A 19,515-nucleotide genomic window follows, 5' to 3' on the forward strand; every position below is an offset into this window, starting at 1 on the left:
CCTTGCGGCCGGGCGGCTACCCTAGCGGTGGCCGGACTCCGCAGTGCCGGCCGCGTTGTGCCCGCCGGAACACTGACAAACGGGATGTTCGCGTGTTTGACACCTTGAGTGACCGCCTGTCCGGGATCTTCACCAAGCTCCGCGGCAAGGGACGGCTCACCGACGCCGACATCGACGCCACCGCGCGTGAGATCCGCCTCGCGCTGCTGGAGGCGGACGTCGCGCTGCCGGTCGTCAAGGGCTTCATCGCGGCCGTGAAGGAGCGCGCTCGCAGCGCCGAGGTCTCCCAGGCGCTCAACCCGGCCCAGCAGATCATCAAGATCGTCAACGAAGAGCTCATCAACGTGCTCGGCGGCGAGGGTCGGCGACTCCAGTTCGCCAAGCAGCCGCCCACGGTGATCATGCTGGCCGGCCTCCAGGGTTCCGGTAAGACGACCCTGGCCGGCAAGCTGGCCCGCTGGCTCAAGGGGCAGGGCCACCAGCCGCTGCTGGTCGCCGCCGACCTTCAGCGCCCCAACGCCGTCGGGCAGCTCCAGGTGCTCGGTGGTCGGGCCGGTGTCGAGGTGTACGCCCCGGAGCCCGGCAACGGCACCGGTGACCCGGTGCAGGTCGCCCGCGCGTCGATCGAGCACGCCAAGCGCGCCGCCCGCGACATCGTCATCGTCGACACCGCCGGCCGCCTCGGCATTGACGCCGAGATGATGCAGCAGGCCGCCGACATCCGCGACGCCGTCTCGCCGGACGAGGTCATCTTCGTCATCGACGCGATGGTCGGTCAGGACGCCGTCCGCACCGCCGAGGCGTTCCGCGACGGCGTCGGCATCACCGGCGTGGTGCTGTCAAAGCTCGACGGCGACGCCCGGGGTGGCGCGGCGCTGTCGGTGCGTGAGGTCACCGGGCAGCCGATCCTGTTCGCGTCCACCGGTGAGAAGCTGGAGGACTTCGACGTCTTCCACCCCGACCGGATGGCCAGCCGGATCCTCGGCATGGGCGACGTCCTCACTCTGATCGAGCAGGCCGAGCAGGCCTTCGACTCCGATCAGAAGGAGAAGATGACCGCCAAGCTGATGGGCGGCGAGCAGTTCACCCTGGACGACTTCCTCGACCAGCTCATCGCGGTGCGGCGGATGGGCCCGATCGCCAACGTGCTGGCCATGATGCCCGGCATGGGGCAGATGAAGGACCAGCTCTCCGAGCTGGACGACAGCCACTTCGACCGGGTCACCGCGATCATCCGGTCGATGACCCCGGGCGAGCGCACCAACCCGAAGATCATCAACGGCTCCCGTCGGGCGCGTATCGCCAACGGCTCCGGGGTCACCGTGATGGACGTCAACCAGCTGCTCAACCGCTTCGCCGACGCGCAGAAGATGATGAAGCAGATGGGCGGCATGATGGGCCTGCCCGGCGGCGGTCGGCGCAAGGCCACCAAGAGCCCGAAGAACAAGCGCAAGGGCACCAAGGGTGGCGGTCGTCCGCGTACCGGCGCCGGGATGCCGGCCGGCTTCCCGGGTGGCATGCCACAGCTCCCGCCGGGGATGGACCCGAACGACCTGGCAGCTGGCCAGGGCCTCCCGCCCGGCTTCAAGCTCCCGAAGATCGACTTCAACAAGTTCGGCAAGGGCGGCGACAAGGGCCCGCGCTGACGCGGGCACCCTTCCTGCCTGCGTTGACCGCCGGGAAGAACGACCTGCTCGCCCCCGACGGGGAGTGATCGGGTAGGACTGTGCGCATGGCCCTTCATGTGCGCGGCGTACTGCTCCCCGACGACGAGGTGCGGGACCTCTGGCTGGTCGGCGACCGGGTGACCTTCACTCCGGTGCCCGACGCGGAGACCGTCGTGGACGGCGGATTCGTGCTGCCGGGGCTGGTCGACGCGCACTGCCACATCGGCATCGCCCGAGGTGGCGCCCCGATCACCTCGCTCGACCAGGCCCGCGCTCTGGCCCACGTCGACCGGGACGCCGGGGTGTTGGCGATCCGGGACGCCGGCTCGCCGTACCCGTACCCCGAGTTGGACGACGAACCGGACCTGCCGCGACTGGCCCGCGCCGGCCGGCACGTCGCCCCGCCGAAGCGCTATCTGCGGGACATCGGCGTGGAGGTCGACGCCACCGAGGTCGCCGCGACGGTGGCCGCCCAGGCGAAGGCCGGCAACGGCTGGGTCAAGCTGGTCGGCGACTGGATCGACCGGGGCGTCGGCGACCTCGCGCCGGCCTGGGACGCCGACACCCTGACCGCCGCCGTGCGGGCCGCGCACGACGCCGGGGTACGCGCCGCCGTGCACACCTTCTCCGAGTCCGCCGTCGAGATCATGGTGCGAGCCGGGGTGGACTCGGTCGAGCACGGCACCGGCCTGAGCCTCGACCTGATCGACGAGATGGCCCGCCGGGGCACCGCCCTCGTTCCCACGATGATCAACATTGCGACCTTCGGCGGAATCGCCGAGCAGGCGCGAGCCAAGTTCCCCGGGTACGCCGACCACATGCTCGCGCTGCGCGACCGCTTCCCAGAGGTGGTACGGGCCGCGCACGAGGCGGGCGTGCCGATCTACGTCGGCACCGACGCCGGCGGTGGCATCGACCACGGGCTGGCCGCCGAAGAGATGCTGCTGCTGCACGAGCGGGCGGGCATGGCACCGGTCGACGTGCTGGCCGCCGCCTCCTGGGGCGCCCGGGAGTGGCTCGGCTTTCCCGGCCTGGTCGAGGGCGGTCTCGCCGACCTGACGGTCTACCCCGAGGACCCCCGCCGCGACCTGCGGGTCGTCCGTGCCCCGTCCCGCACGATCCTGCGCGGCCGAGTGGTGCGCTGACCCCGTCCGCGCCGCGCTGGGCTGGGCCGCGTTGGGCTGGGCTGGGCTGCGTTGGGCTGGGCCGCGTTGGGCTGGGCTGCGCTGGGCTGGGCCGCGCAAGATCGCGCTCGATCCTGGATGTAGTGGCCTCGGCGTCGCGGGATGCCACTACATCCAGGATGTTGCACGATCTTGCCGTCCAAGATCCGCGCAACATCAGGGATCTTGCTGCTTCCCGCGTGGCTGAGGCAGCAACATCGGTGATGTTGTGAGGATCTTGGCGCGGGGCGCGGGGCGCGGGGCGCGGGGCGCGGGGCGCGGGGCGCGGGGCGCGGGGCGCGGGGCGCGGGGCGCGGGGCGCGGGGCGCGGGGCGGATCAGCGGCGCGTGGAGGCGGCGACGGTGAAGAGGTGTACGGCCAGGTCGGCGAGGGCCGTCGCGGTCTGTTCGATCGGCGCCCCGGGGAGCACGATGTGGCTCACCACGAGGCGGACGACCGTGTCGGCAGCGAAGGCCAGCGCGGTCGGGTCCGCGCCCGGTAGGTGGTCTGCGGCCCAGCCGAGCAGCGCGTCCGACGCTTCGGTGAGGACCACCTCGGCTCGGGTGGTGAGGTACGGCAGCAGCTCGTCGGAGCCGCCCCGGGCACTGGTCAGGATGGCTTTGACCAGCGGATTGTCCGCAGCGGTGGCGAGCGTGTGCGCGATCGCCGCGTACGCGCCGGCCCGCACGTCCGATCCGTGTGCGTCCAGTGCCTCGCGGACGTCGCCCACGAAACGGTCGACCTCGCGCCGGGCGAGGGCCTCGGCCAGGCCGGCCTTGCTGCCGAACTCGTTGTACACGGTCTGCCGGCTCACGCCGGCCGCGGTGGCCACGCCGCCCATCCGAACCGCGTCCCAGCCGACGGCGATGGTCCGCGCGCGGGCCGCGTCCACGATCGTGTCCCGCAACCTCTGGCGCGGCGAGCCCATCGTCGCAGTCATGATGGTCGAATTCTACGCGAGCCGCCGGCCAGCCCACCGCCGCGTGCCGGCCAGCCCGCCGCCGCGCCGCCGGTCCGCTCGACAGCGCGTGGCGGCCGGGCCAACCGCCGCGCCGTCGGCCAGCTGGACAGCGCGTGGCGGCCGGCCCACCGCCGAGCCGCCGCTGGCCCCTCGCCGCGCCGTCGGCCGGCTCGACAGCGCGTGCCGGCTGGGTCACCGCCGCGCCGTCGGCCGGCTCGACAGGGCGCGACGCCTCCCGGGCGCGGTGGCACCTCAGGTGGCGCATAGGATGTGCGGTCATGGCACGCGTGCTCACTCCCCGTGCGGAGGACTTTCCCCGCTGGTACCAGGACCTGATCGCCAAGGCGAAGCTGGCCGACAACGGCCCGGTCCGGGGGACCATGGTCATCCGACCGGCCGGCTACGCCATCTGGGAGCGGATGCAGGCCGAGATGGACGCCCGGATCAAGGCGGCCGGCGCGGAGAACGCGTACTTCCCGCTGTTCATCCCGGAGAGCTACCTCAAGCGCGAGGCCGAGCACGTCGAGGGCTTCTCCCCGGAGCTGGCGGTCGTCACGCACGGTGGCGGCAAGCAGCTCGCCGAGCCGGTGGTGGTGCGTCCCACCAGCGAGACGGTGATCGGCGAGTTCATGGCCAAGTGGGTCGACTCGTACCGGGACCTGCCGCTGCTGCTCAACCAGTGGGCGAACGTGGTCCGGTGGGAGCTGCGCCCGCGCATCTTCCTGCGGACCAGCGAGTTCCTCTGGCAGGAGGGGCACACCGCGCACGCCACCCGCGAGGACGCCCGCGCCTACGCGCGGCGGATCCTGCACGAGGCGTACGAGGACCTGATGGTCAACGTGCTGGGCATCCCGGTGGTGGTGGGCCTCAAGACCACCCGTGAGCGCTTCGCCGGGGCGACCGCCACGTACACCTGCGAAGGCATGATGGGCGATGGCAAGGCGCTCCAGCTGGGCACGAGCCACGAGCTGGGCCAGAACTTCGCCAAGGCGTTCGACATCAGCTACTCGGCCAGGGAGGGCGGCCGGGAGCACGCCTGGACGACCTCCTGGGGCACGTCGACGCGGATGCTCGGCGGTCTGATCATGGCGCACGGCGACGACAACGGCCTGCGGGTGCCGCCGCGGCTGGCGCCCATCCAGGCGTACATCATGGTCGTCAAGGATGGCGAGGGCGTCGCGGAGGCGGCGGCCAAGCTGCGCGACGGCCTGCGCGACGCCGGTGTCCGGGTCGCGCTCGACGACCGGACCGACACCGCGTTCGGCCGCCGGGCCGTCGACGCGGAGCTGCGCGGTTATCCGGTACGCGTCGAGGTCGGCCCCCGCGACCTGGCCGCCGGCAACGCGACGGTGGTACGCCGTACGGATGGATCGAAGTCCCCGACGGCGGTGGCCGACGTGGTCGGCGCGGTCCTCGCGGCGCTGGAGGCCGACCAGCAGACGCTGCACGACCAGGCGCTCGCCCACCGCAAGTCCCGCACGGTCGAGGTGTCGACCCTCGCCGAGGCCATCGAGGCTGCCGCCACCGGCTGGGCCAAGGTGCCGTGGTCGGCGGTCGGCGTGGCCGGCGAGGCCGAGGCGAACGGCCAGGGCGTGACGGTGCGCTGCCTGCTGCGGGCCGACGGCTCGGTGCCGGACTCGGAGGACGAGCCCGACCTGGTGGCCATTCTCGCCCGCGCCTACTGAGGTGCTCGTCGACCGGTTCCAGCCGGGTCGGCTGATCATGCACCGCAACGTGCGGCACGGCCGGATCGGCTGGGTGCGCCCGGGGCGGGTGGTCAGCGACGACGAGCGGGGCCTGCTGGTCTGGATCGCGCGGGACTCGCCGGTGGCGCACGAGGTGACCGAGGCGGGGCTGAACATGCGGGCCATGCCGTTCGCCCAGTGGGTCTCGTCGTCCTATCGGCTGGCGCACGGGCGCTGGAACGGGCCTCCGCTGTTGAAGTTCCTGCCCACCGGTGCGGCGCACTCGGTGTGGTGGTTCCGGGACGCGCAGGGGCGGTTCGCCCACTGGTACGTCAACCTGGAGGAGCCCGGCGTCCGCTGGGACGACGGCCCGGTGGCCGGCGTGGACGTGGTGGACCAGGACCTCGACGTGGTGGTACGCCCGGACCTAAGCTGGGAGTGGAAGGACGAGGGCGAGTTCGTCGAGCGGCTCGCCTTCGGCGACGACTACTGGGTGACCGATGAGAAGGCGGTCCGGGCCGAGGGGGAGCGGGTGATCGCTCTCGCCGAGGCCGGCGCGTTCCCGTTCGACGGCACCTGGTGTGACTTCGCCCCGCCCGAGGAATGGGACGTACCGGACGAACTACCCCCAGGGTGGGACCGTCCGCCGGTGCGCTGACGGGTGTTCCGGATCACCGGCGACGTGGGGTCGGGGTCCGGTGCGGAAGATCGGCGTCGGATCTGGCAGAATGGGTCGCTGGTATCCGGCGCGCGTCCGGCGCCCTCTAACCCGGGCGCGTCGCCAGTCCACCGAGTTGTCTCCGGCCCAACCCCACTGTGCCGGTCGGCGCTCACCCATGCACACCGCCCGTCGTGGGCTGGTGAGATCGCAACAGGAGCGAAACAACTGTGGCCGTAAAGATCCGGCTCCTGCGGATGGGCAAGATCCGCAACCCGCAGTACCGCATCGTCATCGCCGACTCCCGCACCAAGCGCGACGGCCGGGCGATCGAGTTCGTCGGGGTGTACCAGCCGAAGGAGGACCCTTCGGTCATCGAGGTCAAGTCGGAGCGGGTCCAGTACTGGCTGTCCGTCGGCGCCCAGCCGAGCGAGGCGGTGCAGCGGCTGCTGGAGCTGACCGGTGACTGGCAGAAGTTCAAGGGTCTGCCGGCCCCGCCGCCGCTGAAGGTCGCCCCCGAGCGGGCCGACCGCAAGGCGGCGTACGAGGCCGAGGCGAAGGCCGCTGCCGGTCTGGCCCCGGAGACCCCGGCCAAGCCGGCCAAGAAGGCCGCCAAGGCCGCCGAGGCTCCGGCTGCCGAGGCCCCGGCGACCGAGGCTCCGGCCGAGACCCCCGCCGCCGACGCCGGTGAGCAGGCCTGACATGCCTCTGCGTCCCGCGTTGGAGCACCTGGTCAAGGGCATCGTCGACCACCCGGACGACGTCCGGGTCCGGATGGTCGATTCCCGTCGGGGCAAGCGGCTGGAAGTCCGCGTGCACCCCGAGGACCTCGGCACGGTGATCGGGCGGTCCGGCCGGACCGCCAAGGCGCTGCGTCAGGTGATCGGCTCCATCGGTGGGCGCGGCGTGCGCGTCGACATCGTCGACTCGTACTGATGCAGCTCGTCGTCGGAAGGATCGGCAAGCCGCACGGTATCCGCGGTGAGGTCACCGTGGAAGTGCGGACCGACGAGCCCGAAGCGCGGTTCGCCCCCGGTGCAGTGCTGCGCACTGAGCCGGGGGCGGTTCCGCCGCCCGCGCCGGCGGACGGGCCGGGCGTGCCGTTCCGAGTTCCGGCCGAGCTGACCATCGAGGAGGCCCGGTTCCACCAGGGTCGCCTGCTGGTCGCGTTCGACGGGATCCTGGACCGCAACACGGCCGAGGCGCTGCGCGGCACGTTGCTCGTGGTGGACAGCGCCGACGTCGAGCCTCCGGAGGACCCGGAGGAGTTCCACGACCACCAGTTGGTTGGGCTCGCGGTGGTCACCCCGGCCGGCGAACGCCTGGGCGAGGTCGCCCGCATCGACCACGCGCCCTCGTCCGACCTGCTGGTGCTGCGGCGGCCCGAGGGGCGTACCGCGCTGATCCCGTTCGTCCGGGCGATCGTCCCGGAGGTCGACCTGGCCGGTGGACGCGTCATCGTCGACCCGCCGGCCGGACTGCTCGATCTTTAGGACCACCCCGCATGCGCGTCGACGTCGTGTCGATCTTCCCGGAGTACTTCGCCCCGCTGGACCTGTCGCTGATCGGCCGTGCCCGGGCCAACGGCGTGCTCCAGCTCGCCGTACACGACCTGCGGACCTGGACCCACGACGTGCACCGCACGGTCGACGACACCCCCTACGGCGGCGGCCCGGGGATGGTCATGAAGCCCGAGCCGTGGGGTGCGGCGCTCGACGCGCTCGCGCCGGACGGGGCTGCGCCGCCCCGACTGCTGGTGCCGTCCCCGGCCGGTGTGCCGTTCACCCAGGCCATGGCCCACGAGTTGGCCGACGAGCCGCACCTGCTCTTCGCCTGCGGCCGGTACGAGGGGATCGACCAGCGGGTGCTGGCGCACGCCGCCACCCGGATGCCGGTCACCGAGGTGTCGCTCGGTGACTACGTGCTCTTCGGCGGCGAGGTCGCCGTGCTGGTCATCCTGGAGGCGGTCACCCGACTGCTGCCCGGGGTGCTGGGCAACGCGGGCTCGCTGGACGAGGAGTCGCACGCGCACGGGCTGCTCGAGGCGCCGATCTACACGAAGCCGCCCAGTTGGCGCGGCCACGACGTGCCGGACGTCCTCCGGTCCGGCGACCACGGCAGGATCGCCCGCTGGCGGCGCGAGGAGGGGCTGCTGCGTACGGCGGCCCGACGTCCGGACCTGCTGGCCGCACTGCCCCCCGATCGGCTCGACAAACGGGACATCGCGGCTCTGGAACAGGCCGGATTTCAGCCACCGCCGGGGGATGTGGCAAAGTAGGGAGGTTGCCGTATCCGCCCGCGCCCGCGGGCGGCTGCGAGGATCCCCGACCGGGGTCGGCCCGCTGACCACCACCCGGGGATCAGAATCACCCATCCGCGCACCGAGTGACGGTGCGCCGTGAGCCTTACGAGGACGCAGCGATGAACATCCTGGACGCCCTTGACGCCCAGTCGAAGCGGACCGACATCCCCGACTTCCGTGCCGGTGACACCGTGAAGGTGCACGCGCGGGTCGTCGAGGGCAACCGGTCCCGTGTCCAGATCTTCCAGGGCGTCGTGATCCGCCGCCAGGGTGACGGTCTGCGCGAGACCTTCTCGGTCCGCAAGGTCAGCTTCGGTGTCGGTGTCGAGCGGACCTACCCGCTCAACGGTCCGGGCATCGACCGGATCGAGGTCGTGACCCGCGGTGACGTGCGTCGCGCCAAGCTCTACTACCTGCGCGAGCTGCGCGGCAAGAAGGCCAAGATCAAGGAGAAGCGCGAGAAGCAGCCCAGCTGACTTTCCGCTCGCCACGCCGCCTGAGCTGCGCGTATGCCGTACCGACCGGACCGCACTACCCTGGTCGTACGGGCGCAGCCAGGCGGTGGCCCCGCCCTCGTGGCGGGCAGTCGTCCACAACCGCCCGTGGAGCCTCGACGAGGCTCCCGGGCGGTGGTGTTTCTGCGGACCGGGGAGTGGCGTGGTGCAGACGCTTGACGAGGACGGCACCGTCGATCCGTGGCGCCGGCGGGTTCGCCGCACCCGGCGTCAGATGCCTCTCTGGCAGGAGCTTCCGCTGCTGCTGGTGGTGGCCTTCTGCCTCGCGGTGTTGATCCGCACGTTCCTGCTCCAGGCCTTCTTCATCCCGTCCGGTTCGATGGAGGACACCCTCCTGATCGGCGACCGGGTGCTGGTCAACAAGGTCGTCTACGACGTTCGTGACCCGGTGCGCGGCGAGGTGGTGGTCTTCCGGGGCACCGACCGCTGGGCGCCGCAGGTCGACGAGCAGCCGCAGCCCGGGTTCGCCGGCAAGCTCGCCCGGACCGTCGGTGACCTCGTCGGGGTGAGCCGCCCCGGCGAGAAGGACTTCATCAAGCGGGTGATCGGCGTGCCCGGTGACCGCGTGAAGTGCTGCGACTCGCAGGGGCGGGTCACCGTGAACGGAACCCCGCTCGACGAGTCGTACGTGCTGCGCGACTCGCCACTGGACCTGCCGCCGAACCCGCAGGAGTGTCGCTCCCGGCGTTTCGACGAGGTGGTCGTACCCCCGGGTCAGATCTTCGTGATGGGCGACCACCGCGAGGTCTCCCAGGACGCGCGCTGTCAGGGGCCGGTGCCCATCGACAACGTGGTCGGCCGCGCGTTCATGGTGGTGTGGCCGTCCTCGCGCTGGGCGGCGCTGTCGGTGCCGGCGACGTTCGACGACGTGGCCGCGCCGGCCACGGCCGCCTCCGGCGTGCCGCCGGCCCGCCCGTCCCCGCAGGGCGGTGTGCTGCTGATACTCCCGCTGACGCTCGCGCTGAGGGCTTCCCGCGCGTTCCGGACGGTGACGTCCGGCCCGGCAACGTAGGCTCCTTGGCGTGATTGACGAGCAGACCGACAAGCCCCGCAGCTCCTTCTGGAAGGAGCTGCCGATCCTGCTGGGTGTGGCGATCCTGGTCGCGGTGCTGGTCCGCGCCTTCGTGTTGCAGACCTTCTTCATCCCCTCCCCGTCCATGGAGAACACTCTCAAGATCGATGACCGGGTGTTGGTCAACAAGCTGGTCTACGACTTCCGGTCGCCGCACCGCGGTGAGGTGATCGTCTTCAAGGCCCCGACGGAGTGGAGCGGCAACCCCGACGGCGAGGACTTCATCAAGCGGGTCATCGGTGTCGGCGGTGACCACGTGGTCTGCTGCGACCCGCAGGAGCGCCTGATGATCAACGGCAAGTCGCTCGACGAGCCGTACATCTTCTCCATCGACGGTGTCCGCGACAAGGCGGCCGACCAGGAGTTCGACATCACCGTGCCGAAGGGGCGGCTGTGGGTGATGGGCGACCACCGGTCCGCCTCGGGCGACTCGCTGGAGCACTGGCAGCAGTCCGGGCAGAACATCACCGAGGCCACGATCCCCGAGGGGGAGGTGGTCGGTCGGGCGTTCACCGTCTTCTGGCCCGTCAACCGGGCCACCTGGTTGACGGTGCCCGACCAGTTCGACGGCATTCCCAAGCCCTAGGGCGGCGGGGGCATGGGCGATCGGCCGCCCGTCTGGCAGGCTGGTGCGGTGACCGTGAGGAGTGGGCTTGCGAGCCCCGCAGGCGCGAACAGTGCCGACCGCGTCTACATCTCTCGACGCGGGGCGCGGGTGCTGCTCGTCGACGCGGCCGGCCGGATCCTGCTGTTCCACGGCTTCGATCCGGCCCGCCCGGAGCACCGCTACTGGTTCACCCCGGGCGGCGGGCTCGACGAGGGTGAGTCTCCGGCGTCCGGCGCGGTGAGGGAGCTGGCCGAGGAGACCGGGCTGCGGGTTGATCCGGCCGAGCTGGGCGAGGCGGTCTGGTCCGACGCCACCGAGTTCCCGTTCGACGGCGACTGGTACCGCCAGGAGCAGGACTTCTTCCTGCTCCGCGTCCCGTCGTGGCAGGTCGACACCGTCGGCTTCAACGACGTCGAGCAGCGCAGCATCGCCGGTCACCGCTGGTGGCTGCCCGCCGAGTTGGCCGCCAGCGGCGAGCGGTACTACCCGCCCGAGCTGCCCGACCTGCTGGCCCGGCTGCTGCCGCCGGCCGCCGAGGCGTCGTGCTGACCCCGCCGCGTACCGTCGTTCGTCGCGAGGCCGGGCTCTACGCGCTGGAGCGGGCGTTGCAGCGGCGCGGCTTCCGGCACGTGGCCGGCGCCGACGAGGCCGGTCGGGGTGCCTGCGCCGGGCCGCTGGTCGCCGCCGCGGCCATGCTTCCCGAGGGGCGGCGCGGCGAGATCGACGGGCTCGCCGACTCCAAGCTGCTCACGCCGGCCAGCCGGGAGCGGGTGTACGCCGAGGTCGTCGACCGTGCCCTGGCGTACGCCGTGGTGGTCATCCCCGCCGACGAGGTCGACGCCCGGGGGCTGCACGTGTGCAACCTGGCCGCGATGCGGCGGGCGCTCGCCTCGCTCACCACCCGACCGGAGTACGTGCTGACCGACGGTTTCGGCGTGGACGGCCTGGGCGTCCCGGGGCTGGCGGTGTGGAAGGGCGACCGGGTGGCCGCCTGCGTGGCGGCGGCCAGTGTGCTCGCCAAGGTCACCCGGGACCGGATCATGGTGGAGCTGGACGGGGTCTACCCGGCGTACGGCTTCGCCGAGCACAAGGGTTACATCACCCCGGAGCACAGCGCGGCGCTGCGCGAGCACGGGCCGTGCCGGGAACACCGCTTCTCGTACGTCAATGTCGCCGCGGTCTCCGGCCGCGACGGCCGGCCGCCGCGCGCCCGGCGGCCCGTCGGCCCCGCGTCGGACGAGCCGATGGGGCACTCACGGGCGTCAGGGGGTACCGTCGGCGTGGCGTTGGGCGAGCAGCCTCGGCCTTCGACGCCGGTGGGGGAAGATGTGGTCATGGAAGGCGGAGTGCGATGAGCGCGGAAGATCTCGAGAAGTACGAGACCGAGATGGAGCTGCAGCTCTACCGGGAGTACCGCGACATTGTCCGCCAGTTCTCCTACGTGGTGGAGACCGAGCGTCGGTTCTACCTGGCCAACCAGGTCGACCTGCACGTGCGCAACTCGGACGGCGAGGTCTACTTCGAGGTCGAGATGCACGACGCCTGGGTGTGGGACATGTACCGCCCCGCCCGCTTCGTGAAGAACGTCCGAGTGATGACTTTCAAGGACGTCAACGTCGAGGAGCTGGAGAAGCCCGACATCTCCCTGCCCGCCGACTCCGGCTTCGGCAACTGACCGACCCGTCGCGCCCCGGGCCCCCCACCCGAGGCTGACCGACCGGTCACTCGGCCGGTACGACGACCTCGACGCGCTGCACCAGATTGTTGGCGAAGCCGCCACGGTTCCATGGCTGCTCGACCGGCTGGGTCCGCCCGGACGCGTCGGTCGCCCGCGCGCTGAGCACGTACCGGCCCGGCGTCGCCGTCCACTCGTACCGCCACCGTCGCCAGGCGAACTCCCCGCCCGCCGCCGGGTCCAGCTCGGCCTGCTCCCAGCTCGCCCCGCCGTCGACGCTCACCTCCACCGCCACCACCGGCGCGTGCCCCGACCAGGCCCGACCGTCCACCGTGCACGATCCCGCCCGCAGCACCCGGCGGCGCGTCATGAAGTCGGGAAAGCCCGGCGGGCGGACCAGCGCGCGCGGCTCGATCCGGGCGACCGGCTCGCCCGGATCGTCGGCGTCGCGGCGCAGCCGATAGGCCACCGCGTTCTGGTAGCCGTCGAACGGGGTGGTCCGCACCTCGATCGAGTGCAGCCACTTGACGTGTGCCATGCCGTACCAGCCCGGCACGATCAGCCGGAGCGGCGCGCCGTGCTGCGGCAGCAGGGGAGCGCCGTTCATCTCGTACGCCAACAGCACCTCCTCGCGCAGCGCGTCGGCCACCGGCAAAGCCCGCTGGTAGTCCTGCTCGACTCCCCGCTCGACACCGTGATCGGCGCCGGTGAACACCACGTCCACGGCGTCCGGGTCGAGGCCCGCCTCGCGCAGCAGCGGAGCGAGGGGCGTACCCGTCCACTCGGCGTTGCCGACCGCCTCGACCAGCCACGGCTGACTCACCGGCCGGGGGTGCAGCAGGGCCCGACCGTTGCCGGCGCATTCCAGGGTGACCCGGTGGGTGACCCGGGGCCGCTCCCGCAGCTCGGCCAGACCGACGGTCAACGGCCGCTCGACCGCGCCGCCGACGGTGAGCGCGTGCGTCGCCGGGTCCAGCTCCGGGATGTCGTAGTGGATCAGCAGGTAGTGCAGCCCGGCGGGGGTCACGTCGTAGCGCAGCGCCTCCAGCGGAAGGCCGTGGTTGCGGGCGGCGAGCTGCAACTCGTCCGCACTGATCGCCTCGTCCGCTTCGGCGAGCCGGGACGGGCCGCTCACGTCGGCCACGCTCGGCCCCCGGTCGTCGACAGTGGTCATGCGAGCCTCCCGGTCCGTGTGGCGGCAGCTCACCGCACTCGCGACCAGCCTAGGCCCTGCGCGGGTCATAGCAGATCATCGACCCTTCCGGGTGGTCGTCCACAGGGCCGCCAGTTGTCCACAGCTTCGGTGACCGGGCTGGCGGACGACCCGGTCCCGGCCCGAGGCTGCCGGCATGCGATTGCCCTGCGCCACCCGCCTCGTCTCGATCCGCCGTACCGTGCTGCTCTGCGCGGCGATCCCCCTCGCCCTGACCGTGCAGCTCGTCGGTCTGGCGATGCTCGTCGCGTCGGTGCCCGGCCAGCCACCGACGCCGACCGTGCTGATCGCGTTCCAGGCTCCCGCTCCCGCCGAACGCTTCCGTTGGCCGCTCGACGGGCCACCGCGACCGGTGCGGCGGTTCGACCCGCCGCCACAGCCGTGGCTGGCCGGGCACCGGGGAGTGGACCTGGCCGCCGCGCCCGCCACGGCGATCCGCAGCGCCGGGCCCGGCACGGTGCTCTTCGCGGGCCCGGTGGCCGGCCGACCGGTGGTCACCGTGGGGCACGCCGACGGCCTGCGGACCACCTACGAGCCGGTCCAGCCCGCGGTACGCCCCGGCCAGCCGGTCACCGCCGGCACGCCGCTGGGCGAACTGCTGCCGGGGCATCCTGGCTGCCCAACCGTCGCCTGCCTGCACTGGGGACTGCGCCGCGGCGAGGAGTATCTCGACCCGCTGGCTCTGCTCGGCCTCGGCCCGGTGCGGCTCCTCCCGCTCGACCAGGGTGCGCGGGGTCAGCGCTGGGCGAGCAGCGCCGGCAGCCGCACCGCCAGCCGTTCGTACTCGTCGGCCGTGTTGTAGACCTGACCCGTGAGCCGCAGCCACCCACGGCCGTTCCAGCTCATCACCGCGACCTCGGCGGCGAGCCGTTCGCCGATGCGCGTCTGCAACGCCCGCGCGGCGTCGATCGTGGTGGCCGTGCCGGCCGGCAGCGGGATGAGACGCAGAGACACCCCCGGTCCGCCGGGGTCGGGCAACCGGGCGGGGGGCACCGCGAGCGCGTCCCCCACGACCCGTTGGCCGTACGCGGCGAGCGCGGCATTGTGCTCCCGTACCCGGTCCACACCGAGGCTGCGCAGCGTGAACAGCCCGGCGGGGGCGGCCAACCACGAGGTGTAGTCGAGGGTCGCCTGCCATTCGAGCCGGGCCGGGAAGCCGGTCTCCTGTTCCCACGACACCACCAGCGGCTCGATCCGCTCGCGCCACTGCGGGGCGACCGCCAGCAGGGCGGTGCCACGCGGCGCGTACCCCCACTTGTGCAGGTTGCCCGCCCAGAAGTCCGCGCCGATGCTGGCGACCGTGTTGGCGAGCATGCCGGGGGCGTGCGCGGCGTCCACCAGGACCGGCACGCCGTTCTCGTGGGCCACCGCCACGATGGCGGCGGTCGGGAAGAGTTTGGCGGTGGCGGAGGTGAGCTGGTCGACGACGAGCAGCCGGGTCCGTCCCGGGCGCAGGCCGGCCCGGATGGTCTGCACGATCTGCTCGTCGCTTGCGTCCAGCGGAATCGGCAGGACCCGGCTGACCGCGCCGGTGCGGCGGCACTCCCGCGCGATGGCCAGACTCACCGCCCCGTACCCGTGGTCGGTGCTGAGGATCTCGTCACCGGGGCGCAGGCCCACCGACTGGAGCACCACGGCGACGCCGGTGGTGGTGTTGCCGATCAGCGCGCTGCCCTCCGGGTCCGCGCCGAGGAACCCGGCGAGGTGTCGCCGGGTGTGCCCGATCCGGTCCACGAGCCCCTGGGTGAAGAAGCGCAGCGGATTGGCCTCCATCTCGTCGCGCAGCCGCTGCTGGGCGCGCTGCACGCCGACCGGCACCGCGCCGAACGAGCCGTGGTTGAGGTGGCTGACCGCCGGGTCCAGGGAGAACAGCAGGCGGGCGCCCGGAATCGGCTCGGGAGGCTGCGGGACGCTCACCGGATGATCGTAACCGTCGGGCGGTCCAGCCTCCCGGCCCGTGATCAGGCGCGGGGGTGCGCCTGGCGGTAGGCGGCGCGCAAACGTTCCACCGACACGTGTGTGTAGATCTGCGTGCTGGCCAGTGACGAGTGCCCGAGCAGTTCCTGCACGGCACGCAGGTCGGCGCCGCCCTCCAGCAGGTGGGTGGCGGCGGAGTGGCGCAACCCGTGCGGGCTCGTCCGGGGAAGGCCGGCGGCCTCGGCGTACCCGCCGACGATCTGCCGCGCCGTGGTCGGGTTGAGTCGACCGCCGCGGGCCCCGAGCAGCAGCGCGCCACCCGAGTGCGGGGCGACCAGCGCGGGTCGGCCCTGCCGCAGCCATTCGTCGAGCGCCCGCTGCGCGGGGACGCCGTACGGCACCGAACGTTCACGGCGGCCCTTGCCGAACACCCGGATCACGCGCCGGCCGTGGTCGACATCCTCCACGTCCAGCCCGCACGCCTCGCTGACCCGTACGCCGGTGGCATAGAGCAGCTCCAGCAGCGCCCGGTCCCGCAGCAGCACCGCCGCGTCGGCGGCGCCTTCCTGCGTGGGCTCTCCGCCCGGGGCGGACTCCGTCGTGAGCGTGCCGTGTGGGGGCGCTCCTGCCGTGGCCGTGCCGTGCGCGGGCGCTCCTGCTGCCGGCGTGCCGTTCGCGGGCGATCCTGTCGCGGGCGTGCCGTGTGGGGGCGATCCTGCTGCCGGCGTGCCGTGCGCGGGCGCTCCTGTTGCCGGTGTGCCGTGCGCGGGCGATCCTGTTGCGGCCGTGCCCTGTGCGATCGTCGGGCGCCGGGCCGGTGCCTCCAGCAGCGCGGCGGCCTGGTCGGCGCGCAGGACGCCGGGCAGCTCCCGGTGCGCCCGAGGGCTGGCGAGCGCGGCCCCCACGTCGGCGGGGAGCAGCCCGGCGCGGTGTGCCCAGGCGCTGAACGCCCGCGCCGAGGCGGCCCGACGGGCCAGCGACGTACGAGCGGCGCCGGTGGTCCGCTGCCGGGCCAACCAGCTCCGCAGGACCGACAGGTCGACCTCGCTCAGGTCCCGGCAACCCATCCGCACCGCGTGGTCGAGCAGGGCGACCACATCGGTGACGTACGCGCGGACCGTGTGCGCCGACCGGTTGCGAACCTGGGCGAGGTGCTCGGCGAAGTCGTCGACCGCGTCCCGCAGCGGCGGTGGCAGCTCCTGGTGGATGGCCCGGGTGCCCCGGTCGGACCGGCTCACGGCCGGCACGCCTCTCGCGACGTCACGGATGCGGTCCGCCGGGCGGCGTGCGCACCTTCGCTGGCAGCAGGCACGGCACCAGCGTACGACCGAGGGGTGTGCTCCGCCGGCCACGTCGGCGTCCGCGTCTACCGGCGGTCGGCCGGGCCCGTGGGTTTGCCGACCGGGGCGAGGGCGTAGCCGTCGTCGCGTCGTACCACCATGGACAGTTCTTCGAGCAGGGACAGTTTGCGCAGCGCGGTCCGCACGTCCAGACCCGCGCGGGTGGCGAGCGCGTCCACACCCCGTGCGCCCCGGCGGGGCAACGCCTCCAGCACCGACCGGGCGTCGTCGTCCAGATCGTCGGCCGGCCGCTGCGGGCCGCGGGCCGGCGGCGCCAGGTCCACGCCGATCCGACCCACCTCCTCGAGCACGTGCGCGACGCCGGTGACCAGCCGGGCCTTGGGGTTCTCGCGGAGCAACTCGTGCGCGCCGACGGACATCGCCGAGGTCACCGGCCCCGGCACCACCATGGCCACCCGCCCGGTGTAGATGGCACGCCGGGCGGTCTGCGTCGCTCCGCTGCGCGCCGACGCCTCGACCACGACGGTGCCCAGCGTGCCGCCGGCGATCACCCGGTTGCGGATCAAGAACCGCGGCCGCAGCGGCTCGGCGCCGGGCGGCCATTCGCTGACCAGCAGCCCGGTGTCGGCGACCCGGTCGAAGAGGGCGGTGTTGCCCATCGGGTACGGCCGGTCCACTCCACAGGCCAGCACCGCCACGGTGAGGCCTTCGGCGTTCAGGGCACCCCGGTGGGCGGCGGCGTCGATCCCGAACGCGCCACCGGAGACGACCGTCCAGTCCCGCTCGGCCAGCCCGTACCCGAGGTCGGTGGCCACGTGCTGGCCGTAGGCCGTGGCCGCCCGCGCGCCCACCACGGCCACCGAGCGCTCCAGCGCCTCGCCGAGCGGCCACGCGCCGCGTACCCAGAAGCACAGCGGTGGGGCGGTCTCCACGTCCACGCGGCGGGTCAGGTCGGGAAGCCGCAGCGTGCTGAGGTCGGCGACCCGGGCCGGCCACTCGTCGTCGTCCGGCGTGACCAGACGCGCACCGAGCCGGTCCGCCCGGTCCAGCGCCTCGGTCGCCACCGCGCGGGCGTCGCCGGCCGACAGCCGGGCGGCCACGGCGGCTGCCAGCCACCGGTCGGGGCTGCCGCCGTCGAGCAGCAGCTCCAGCGTCGCCGCCGGCCCCAGCCGTTCGACAAGCGCGTGCACCACGCGGGTGCCGGGCTCGGCCAGCCAGGTCAGCGCCACCCGGGCCAGCCTGCTCTCCTCGTCGGCGCTCATGCCGTCTCTCCTGTCCGTAGCTGGGTCGCCTCTCGTACGTCCTCACGGTCGGGCCGGTCCCGACCGTCCAGGTCCGCGATCGTCCAGGCCATCCGGATCACCCGGTCGAAGCCGCGCGCCGAGAGCGACCCGGAGTCGAGCCGGGCGCGCAGTTCGGCGGTGACCAGCGCCGGTAGCCGCCAGGGCGGGCGGCGCAGGAACGGGCCGTCCACCTCGGCGTTGAGTCGCCGGCCGAGGCTGGCCCAGCGGGTGGCCGCCGCGCCACGGGCCGCCGCGACCCGGGCGGCGACCGTGGCCGAGGACTCGACGTCACCTCCGGCCGCCATCAGCTCCGCCGCCCGTACGGGCATCAGCCGCACCTGCACGTCGATCCGGTCGAGCAGCGGCCCCGAGAGCCGGCCCAGGTAGCGGCGGCGGACCACGGGCGAGCACTCGCAGTAAGCGTCGCCGGACGGCTTCGCGCACGGGCACGGGTTCGCGGCCAGCACCAGTTGCGTCCGGGCCGGGTACTCGGTGCCCCCGCCGCTGCGGCTGAGCTGGATGCGGCCGTGCTCCAGGGGCTGGCGCAGCGCCTCCAACGCGCCCTTGCTGAACTCGGGGGCCTCGTCGAGGAAGAGCACCCCGCGGTGGGCGAGCGACACCGCGCCAGGGCGGGCCAGCCCCGAACCGCCGCCGACCAGGGACGGAATCGTCGCCGTGTGGTGCGGCGCCTGGAACGGCGGGCGACGCAGGAGCCGACCACCCGGTGGCAGCAGCCCGGCGACCGAGTGCAGGGCGGTCACCTCCAGCGCCGCGTCGTCGTCCAGCTCTGGCAGGAGCGACGGCAGCCGCTCGGCCAGCATCGTCTTGCCGGCCCCGGGCGGGCCCAGCAGCGCGAGATGGTGTCCGCCCGCTGCCGCGACCTCCAACGCGCGCCGGCCCATCTGCTGCCCGGCGACCTCGGCGAGGTCGGGGCCACCGGTGATCGGGGCCGGGGTGTCCGACGGTGGCTCGATCAGCGGGCTGCCGTCGCGGACGAAGGTCACCAGCCGGTGCAGCGTGTCCACCGCCCGCACCCGTACGCCGGGGATGACCGCGGCCTCGGCGGCGTTGCCGGTCGGCACGATCACGCGCTCGATGCCCGCCCGGGCCGCCGCGGCGACCATCGGCAGCACGCCGCGCACCGGCCGGACCGTCCCGTCCAGGCCCAGCTCGCCGAGGACCACCACTCCCTCCAAGGGCAGTAGCGGCAGCTCACCGGAGCCACCCAGCAGCGCGGCGGCGATGGCCAGGTCGAACGCCGAGCCGAACTTCGGCAGCGTCGCGGGCAGCAGGTTCAGCGTGATGCGCCGGTTGGGCCACCGTTGACCGGAGTTGACGACGGCGGCCCGGACCCGGTCGCGGGCCTCGTGCAGGGCGGTGTCCGGCAGACCGGAGATCACCACCGCCGGCAGGCCGGCGGCCAGGTCCGCCTCGACCTCGACCAGATGGCCGGTGACGCCGACCAACCCCACGCAGAGCACCTTCGCGTAGCTCAT

The 19,515-nt window shown here is 73.1% G+C and carries 21 protein-coding genes and 1 pseudogene; 15 read left to right on the plus strand and 7 right to left on the minus strand.

The window, feature by feature from the left end:
• Positions 1-92: 92 nt before the first annotated feature.
• Both ffh and ACQPZK_RS06775 read left to right on the plus strand, forming a co-directional pair.
• Positions 93-1,646, plus strand: coding sequence for a signal recognition particle protein (gene ffh, locus ACQPZK_RS06770; RefSeq protein ID WP_433537464.1), 1,554 nt, complete (start codon positions 93-95; stop codon positions 1,644-1,646).
• A gap of 86 nt (positions 1,647-1,732) precedes the next feature.
• On the plus strand, positions 1,733-2,812 hold the full coding sequence (locus tag ACQPZK_RS06775; RefSeq protein ID WP_433537465.1) for an amidohydrolase family protein: 1,080 nt from the start codon (positions 1,733-1,735) through the stop codon (positions 2,810-2,812).
• 355 nt (positions 2,813-3,167) lie between these two features.
• Here ACQPZK_RS06775 and ACQPZK_RS06780 read toward each other — a convergent pair whose 3' ends face one another.
• Complete coding sequence (locus ACQPZK_RS06780; protein ID WP_433537466.1) at positions 3,168-3,770, minus strand: TetR family transcriptional regulator; 603 nt, start codon at positions 3,768-3,770, stop codon at positions 3,168-3,170.
• 299 nt (positions 3,771-4,069) lie between these two features.
• On the opposite strand from ACQPZK_RS06780, the gene proS reads away from it, so the two are divergent.
• From proS to ACQPZK_RS06840, 12 genes are all read left to right on the plus strand, one after another.
• On the plus strand, positions 4,070-5,476 hold the full coding sequence (proS, locus tag ACQPZK_RS06785) for a proline--tRNA ligase (RefSeq protein WP_433537467.1): 1,407 nt from the start codon (positions 4,070-4,072) through the stop codon (positions 5,474-5,476).
• 37 nt (positions 5,477-5,513) lie between these two features.
• A complete protein-coding gene (locus ACQPZK_RS06790; protein WP_433539128.1) occupies positions 5,514-6,134 on the plus strand; it encodes a DUF402 domain-containing protein in 621 nt (206 codons plus the stop codon).
• A 230-nt stretch (positions 6,135-6,364) separates the two neighbouring features.
• On the plus strand, positions 6,365-6,835 hold the full coding sequence (gene rpsP / locus ACQPZK_RS06795) for a 30S ribosomal protein S16 (RefSeq protein WP_355051573.1): 471 nt from the start codon (positions 6,365-6,367) through the stop codon (positions 6,833-6,835).
• A gap of 1 nt (position 6,836) precedes the next feature.
• Positions 6,837-7,070, plus strand: coding sequence for an RNA-binding protein (locus tag ACQPZK_RS06800; protein ID WP_013284588.1), 234 nt, complete (start codon positions 6,837-6,839; stop codon positions 7,068-7,070).
• Positions 7,070-7,627 (plus strand): ribosome maturation factor RimM, encoded by a 558-nt coding sequence (gene rimM, locus ACQPZK_RS06805; RefSeq protein WP_433537468.1) that lies wholly within the window; start codon positions 7,070-7,072, stop codon positions 7,625-7,627. Before ACQPZK_RS06800 ends, rimM begins: the two co-directional genes overlap by 1 nt.
• A gap of 11 nt (positions 7,628-7,638) precedes the next feature.
• On the plus strand, positions 7,639-8,412 hold the full coding sequence (gene trmD / locus ACQPZK_RS06810) for a tRNA (guanosine(37)-N1)-methyltransferase TrmD (protein WP_433537469.1): 774 nt from the start codon (positions 7,639-7,641) through the stop codon (positions 8,410-8,412).
• A 143-nt stretch (positions 8,413-8,555) separates the two neighbouring features.
• A complete protein-coding gene (rplS, locus tag ACQPZK_RS06815) occupies positions 8,556-8,912 on the plus strand; it encodes a 50S ribosomal protein L19 (protein WP_421474953.1) in 357 nt (118 codons plus the stop codon).
• Between the two features lie 181 nt (positions 8,913-9,093).
• The gene (lepB, locus tag ACQPZK_RS06820; protein WP_433537470.1) at positions 9,094-9,963 is read left to right on the plus strand and encodes a signal peptidase I; all 870 of its coding nucleotides are present in this window, start codon (positions 9,094-9,096) and stop codon (positions 9,961-9,963) included.
• Between the two features lie 10 nt (positions 9,964-9,973).
• Positions 9,974-10,609 (plus strand): signal peptidase I, encoded by a 636-nt coding sequence (gene lepB / locus ACQPZK_RS06825; protein WP_433537471.1) that lies wholly within the window; start codon positions 9,974-9,976, stop codon positions 10,607-10,609.
• A 48-nt stretch (positions 10,610-10,657) separates the two neighbouring features.
• The gene (locus ACQPZK_RS06830) at positions 10,658-11,179 is read left to right on the plus strand and encodes an NUDIX hydrolase (RefSeq protein ID WP_433537472.1); all 522 of its coding nucleotides are present in this window, start codon (positions 10,658-10,660) and stop codon (positions 11,177-11,179) included.
• The gene (locus ACQPZK_RS06835; protein WP_433537473.1) at positions 11,173-11,985 is read left to right on the plus strand and encodes a ribonuclease HII; all 813 of its coding nucleotides are present in this window, start codon (positions 11,173-11,175) and stop codon (positions 11,983-11,985) included. The genes ACQPZK_RS06830 and ACQPZK_RS06835 overlap by 7 nt, the downstream gene beginning before the upstream one ends.
• A complete protein-coding gene (locus tag ACQPZK_RS06840) occupies positions 11,982-12,305 on the plus strand; it encodes a DUF2469 domain-containing protein (protein ID WP_018218957.1) in 324 nt (107 codons plus the stop codon). Before ACQPZK_RS06835 ends, ACQPZK_RS06840 begins: the two co-directional genes overlap by 4 nt.
• Positions 12,306-12,351: 46 nt before the next feature.
• Here the strand turns inward: ACQPZK_RS06840 and ACQPZK_RS06845 are convergent, their stop codons facing one another.
• Entirely contained in the window at positions 12,352-13,479 is a 1,128-nt protein-coding gene (locus ACQPZK_RS06845) for a sulfite oxidase (protein WP_433537474.1), read from the minus strand.
• 175 nt (positions 13,480-13,654) lie between these two features.
• Between ACQPZK_RS06845 and ACQPZK_RS06850 the strand changes: the two genes are divergently transcribed.
• Entirely contained in the window at positions 13,655-14,320 is a 666-nt protein-coding gene (locus ACQPZK_RS06850) for a M23 family metallopeptidase (protein ID WP_433537475.1), read from the plus strand.
• Here ACQPZK_RS06850 and ACQPZK_RS06855 read toward each other — a convergent pair.
• The 5 genes and pseudogenes from ACQPZK_RS06855 to ACQPZK_RS06875 all read right to left on the minus strand — a co-directional run bounded on the left by ACQPZK_RS06855 (position 14,254) and on the right by ACQPZK_RS06875 (position 19,515).
• Positions 14,254-15,435, minus strand: coding sequence for an aminotransferase class V-fold PLP-dependent enzyme (locus ACQPZK_RS06855; protein ID WP_433537476.1), 1,182 nt, complete (start codon positions 15,433-15,435; stop codon positions 14,254-14,256). The genes ACQPZK_RS06850 and ACQPZK_RS06855 overlap by 67 nt on opposite strands.
• A gap of 44 nt (positions 15,436-15,479) precedes the next feature.
• Entirely contained in the window at positions 15,480-16,412 is a 933-nt protein-coding gene (locus tag ACQPZK_RS06860; RefSeq protein WP_433539129.1) for a tyrosine-type recombinase/integrase, read from the minus strand.
• Between the two features lie 3 nt (positions 16,413-16,415).
• A pseudogene (locus ACQPZK_RS06865) lies at positions 16,416-16,787 on the minus strand (site-specific integrase); the annotation flags it as partial.
• A 14-nt stretch (positions 16,788-16,801) separates the two neighbouring features.
• Entirely contained in the window at positions 16,802-17,998 is a 1,197-nt protein-coding gene (gene dprA / locus ACQPZK_RS06870; RefSeq protein ID WP_433537477.1) for a DNA-processing protein DprA, read from the minus strand.
• Entirely contained in the window at positions 17,995-19,515 is a 1,521-nt protein-coding gene (locus ACQPZK_RS06875; protein WP_433537478.1) for a YifB family Mg chelatase-like AAA ATPase, read from the minus strand. Before ACQPZK_RS06875 ends, dprA begins: the two co-directional genes overlap by 4 nt.

Source organism: Micromonospora sp. CA-249363 (assembly GCF_050950185.1).
Classification (GTDB): Bacteria; Actinomycetota; Actinomycetes; order Mycobacteriales; family Micromonosporaceae; genus Micromonospora.

Coding starts and splice junctions, on each gene's coding strand:
- ACQPZK_RS06775 (WP_433537465.1), top strand. CDS start 1,733: ATGGCCCTTCATGTGCGCGGCGTACTGCTCCCCGACGACGAGGTGCGG.
- ACQPZK_RS06780 (WP_433537466.1), bottom strand. CDS start 3,770: ATGACTGCGACGATGGGCTCGCCGCGCCAGAGGTTGCGGGACACGATC.
- proS (WP_433537467.1), top strand. CDS start 4,070: ATGGCACGCGTGCTCACTCCCCGTGCGGAGGACTTTCCCCGCTGGTAC.
- ACQPZK_RS06790 (WP_433539128.1), top strand. CDS start 5,514: ATGCACCGCAACGTGCGGCACGGCCGGATCGGCTGGGTGCGCCCGGGG.
- ACQPZK_RS06800 (WP_013284588.1), top strand. CDS start 6,837: ATGCCTCTGCGTCCCGCGTTGGAGCACCTGGTCAAGGGCATCGTCGAC.
- rimM (WP_433537468.1), top strand. CDS start 7,070: ATGCAGCTCGTCGTCGGAAGGATCGGCAAGCCGCACGGTATCCGCGGT.
- trmD (WP_433537469.1), top strand. CDS start 7,639: ATGCGCGTCGACGTCGTGTCGATCTTCCCGGAGTACTTCGCCCCGCTG.
- rplS (WP_421474953.1), top strand. CDS start 8,556: ATGAACATCCTGGACGCCCTTGACGCCCAGTCGAAGCGGACCGACATC.
- ACQPZK_RS06840 (WP_018218957.1), top strand. CDS start 11,982: ATGAGCGCGGAAGATCTCGAGAAGTACGAGACCGAGATGGAGCTGCAG.
- ACQPZK_RS06845 (WP_433537474.1), bottom strand. CDS start 13,479: ATGACCACTGTCGACGACCGGGGGCCGAGCGTGGCCGACGTGAGCGGC.
- ACQPZK_RS06850 (WP_433537475.1), top strand. CDS start 13,655: ATGCGATTGCCCTGCGCCACCCGCCTCGTCTCGATCCGCCGTACCGTG.
- dprA (WP_433537477.1), bottom strand. CDS start 17,998: ATGAGCGCCGACGAGGAGAGCAGGCTGGCCCGGGTGGCGCTGACCTGG.
- ACQPZK_RS06875 (WP_433537478.1), bottom strand. CDS start 19,515: ATGAGCTACGCGAAGGTGCTCTGCGTGGGGTTGGTCGGCGTCACCGGC.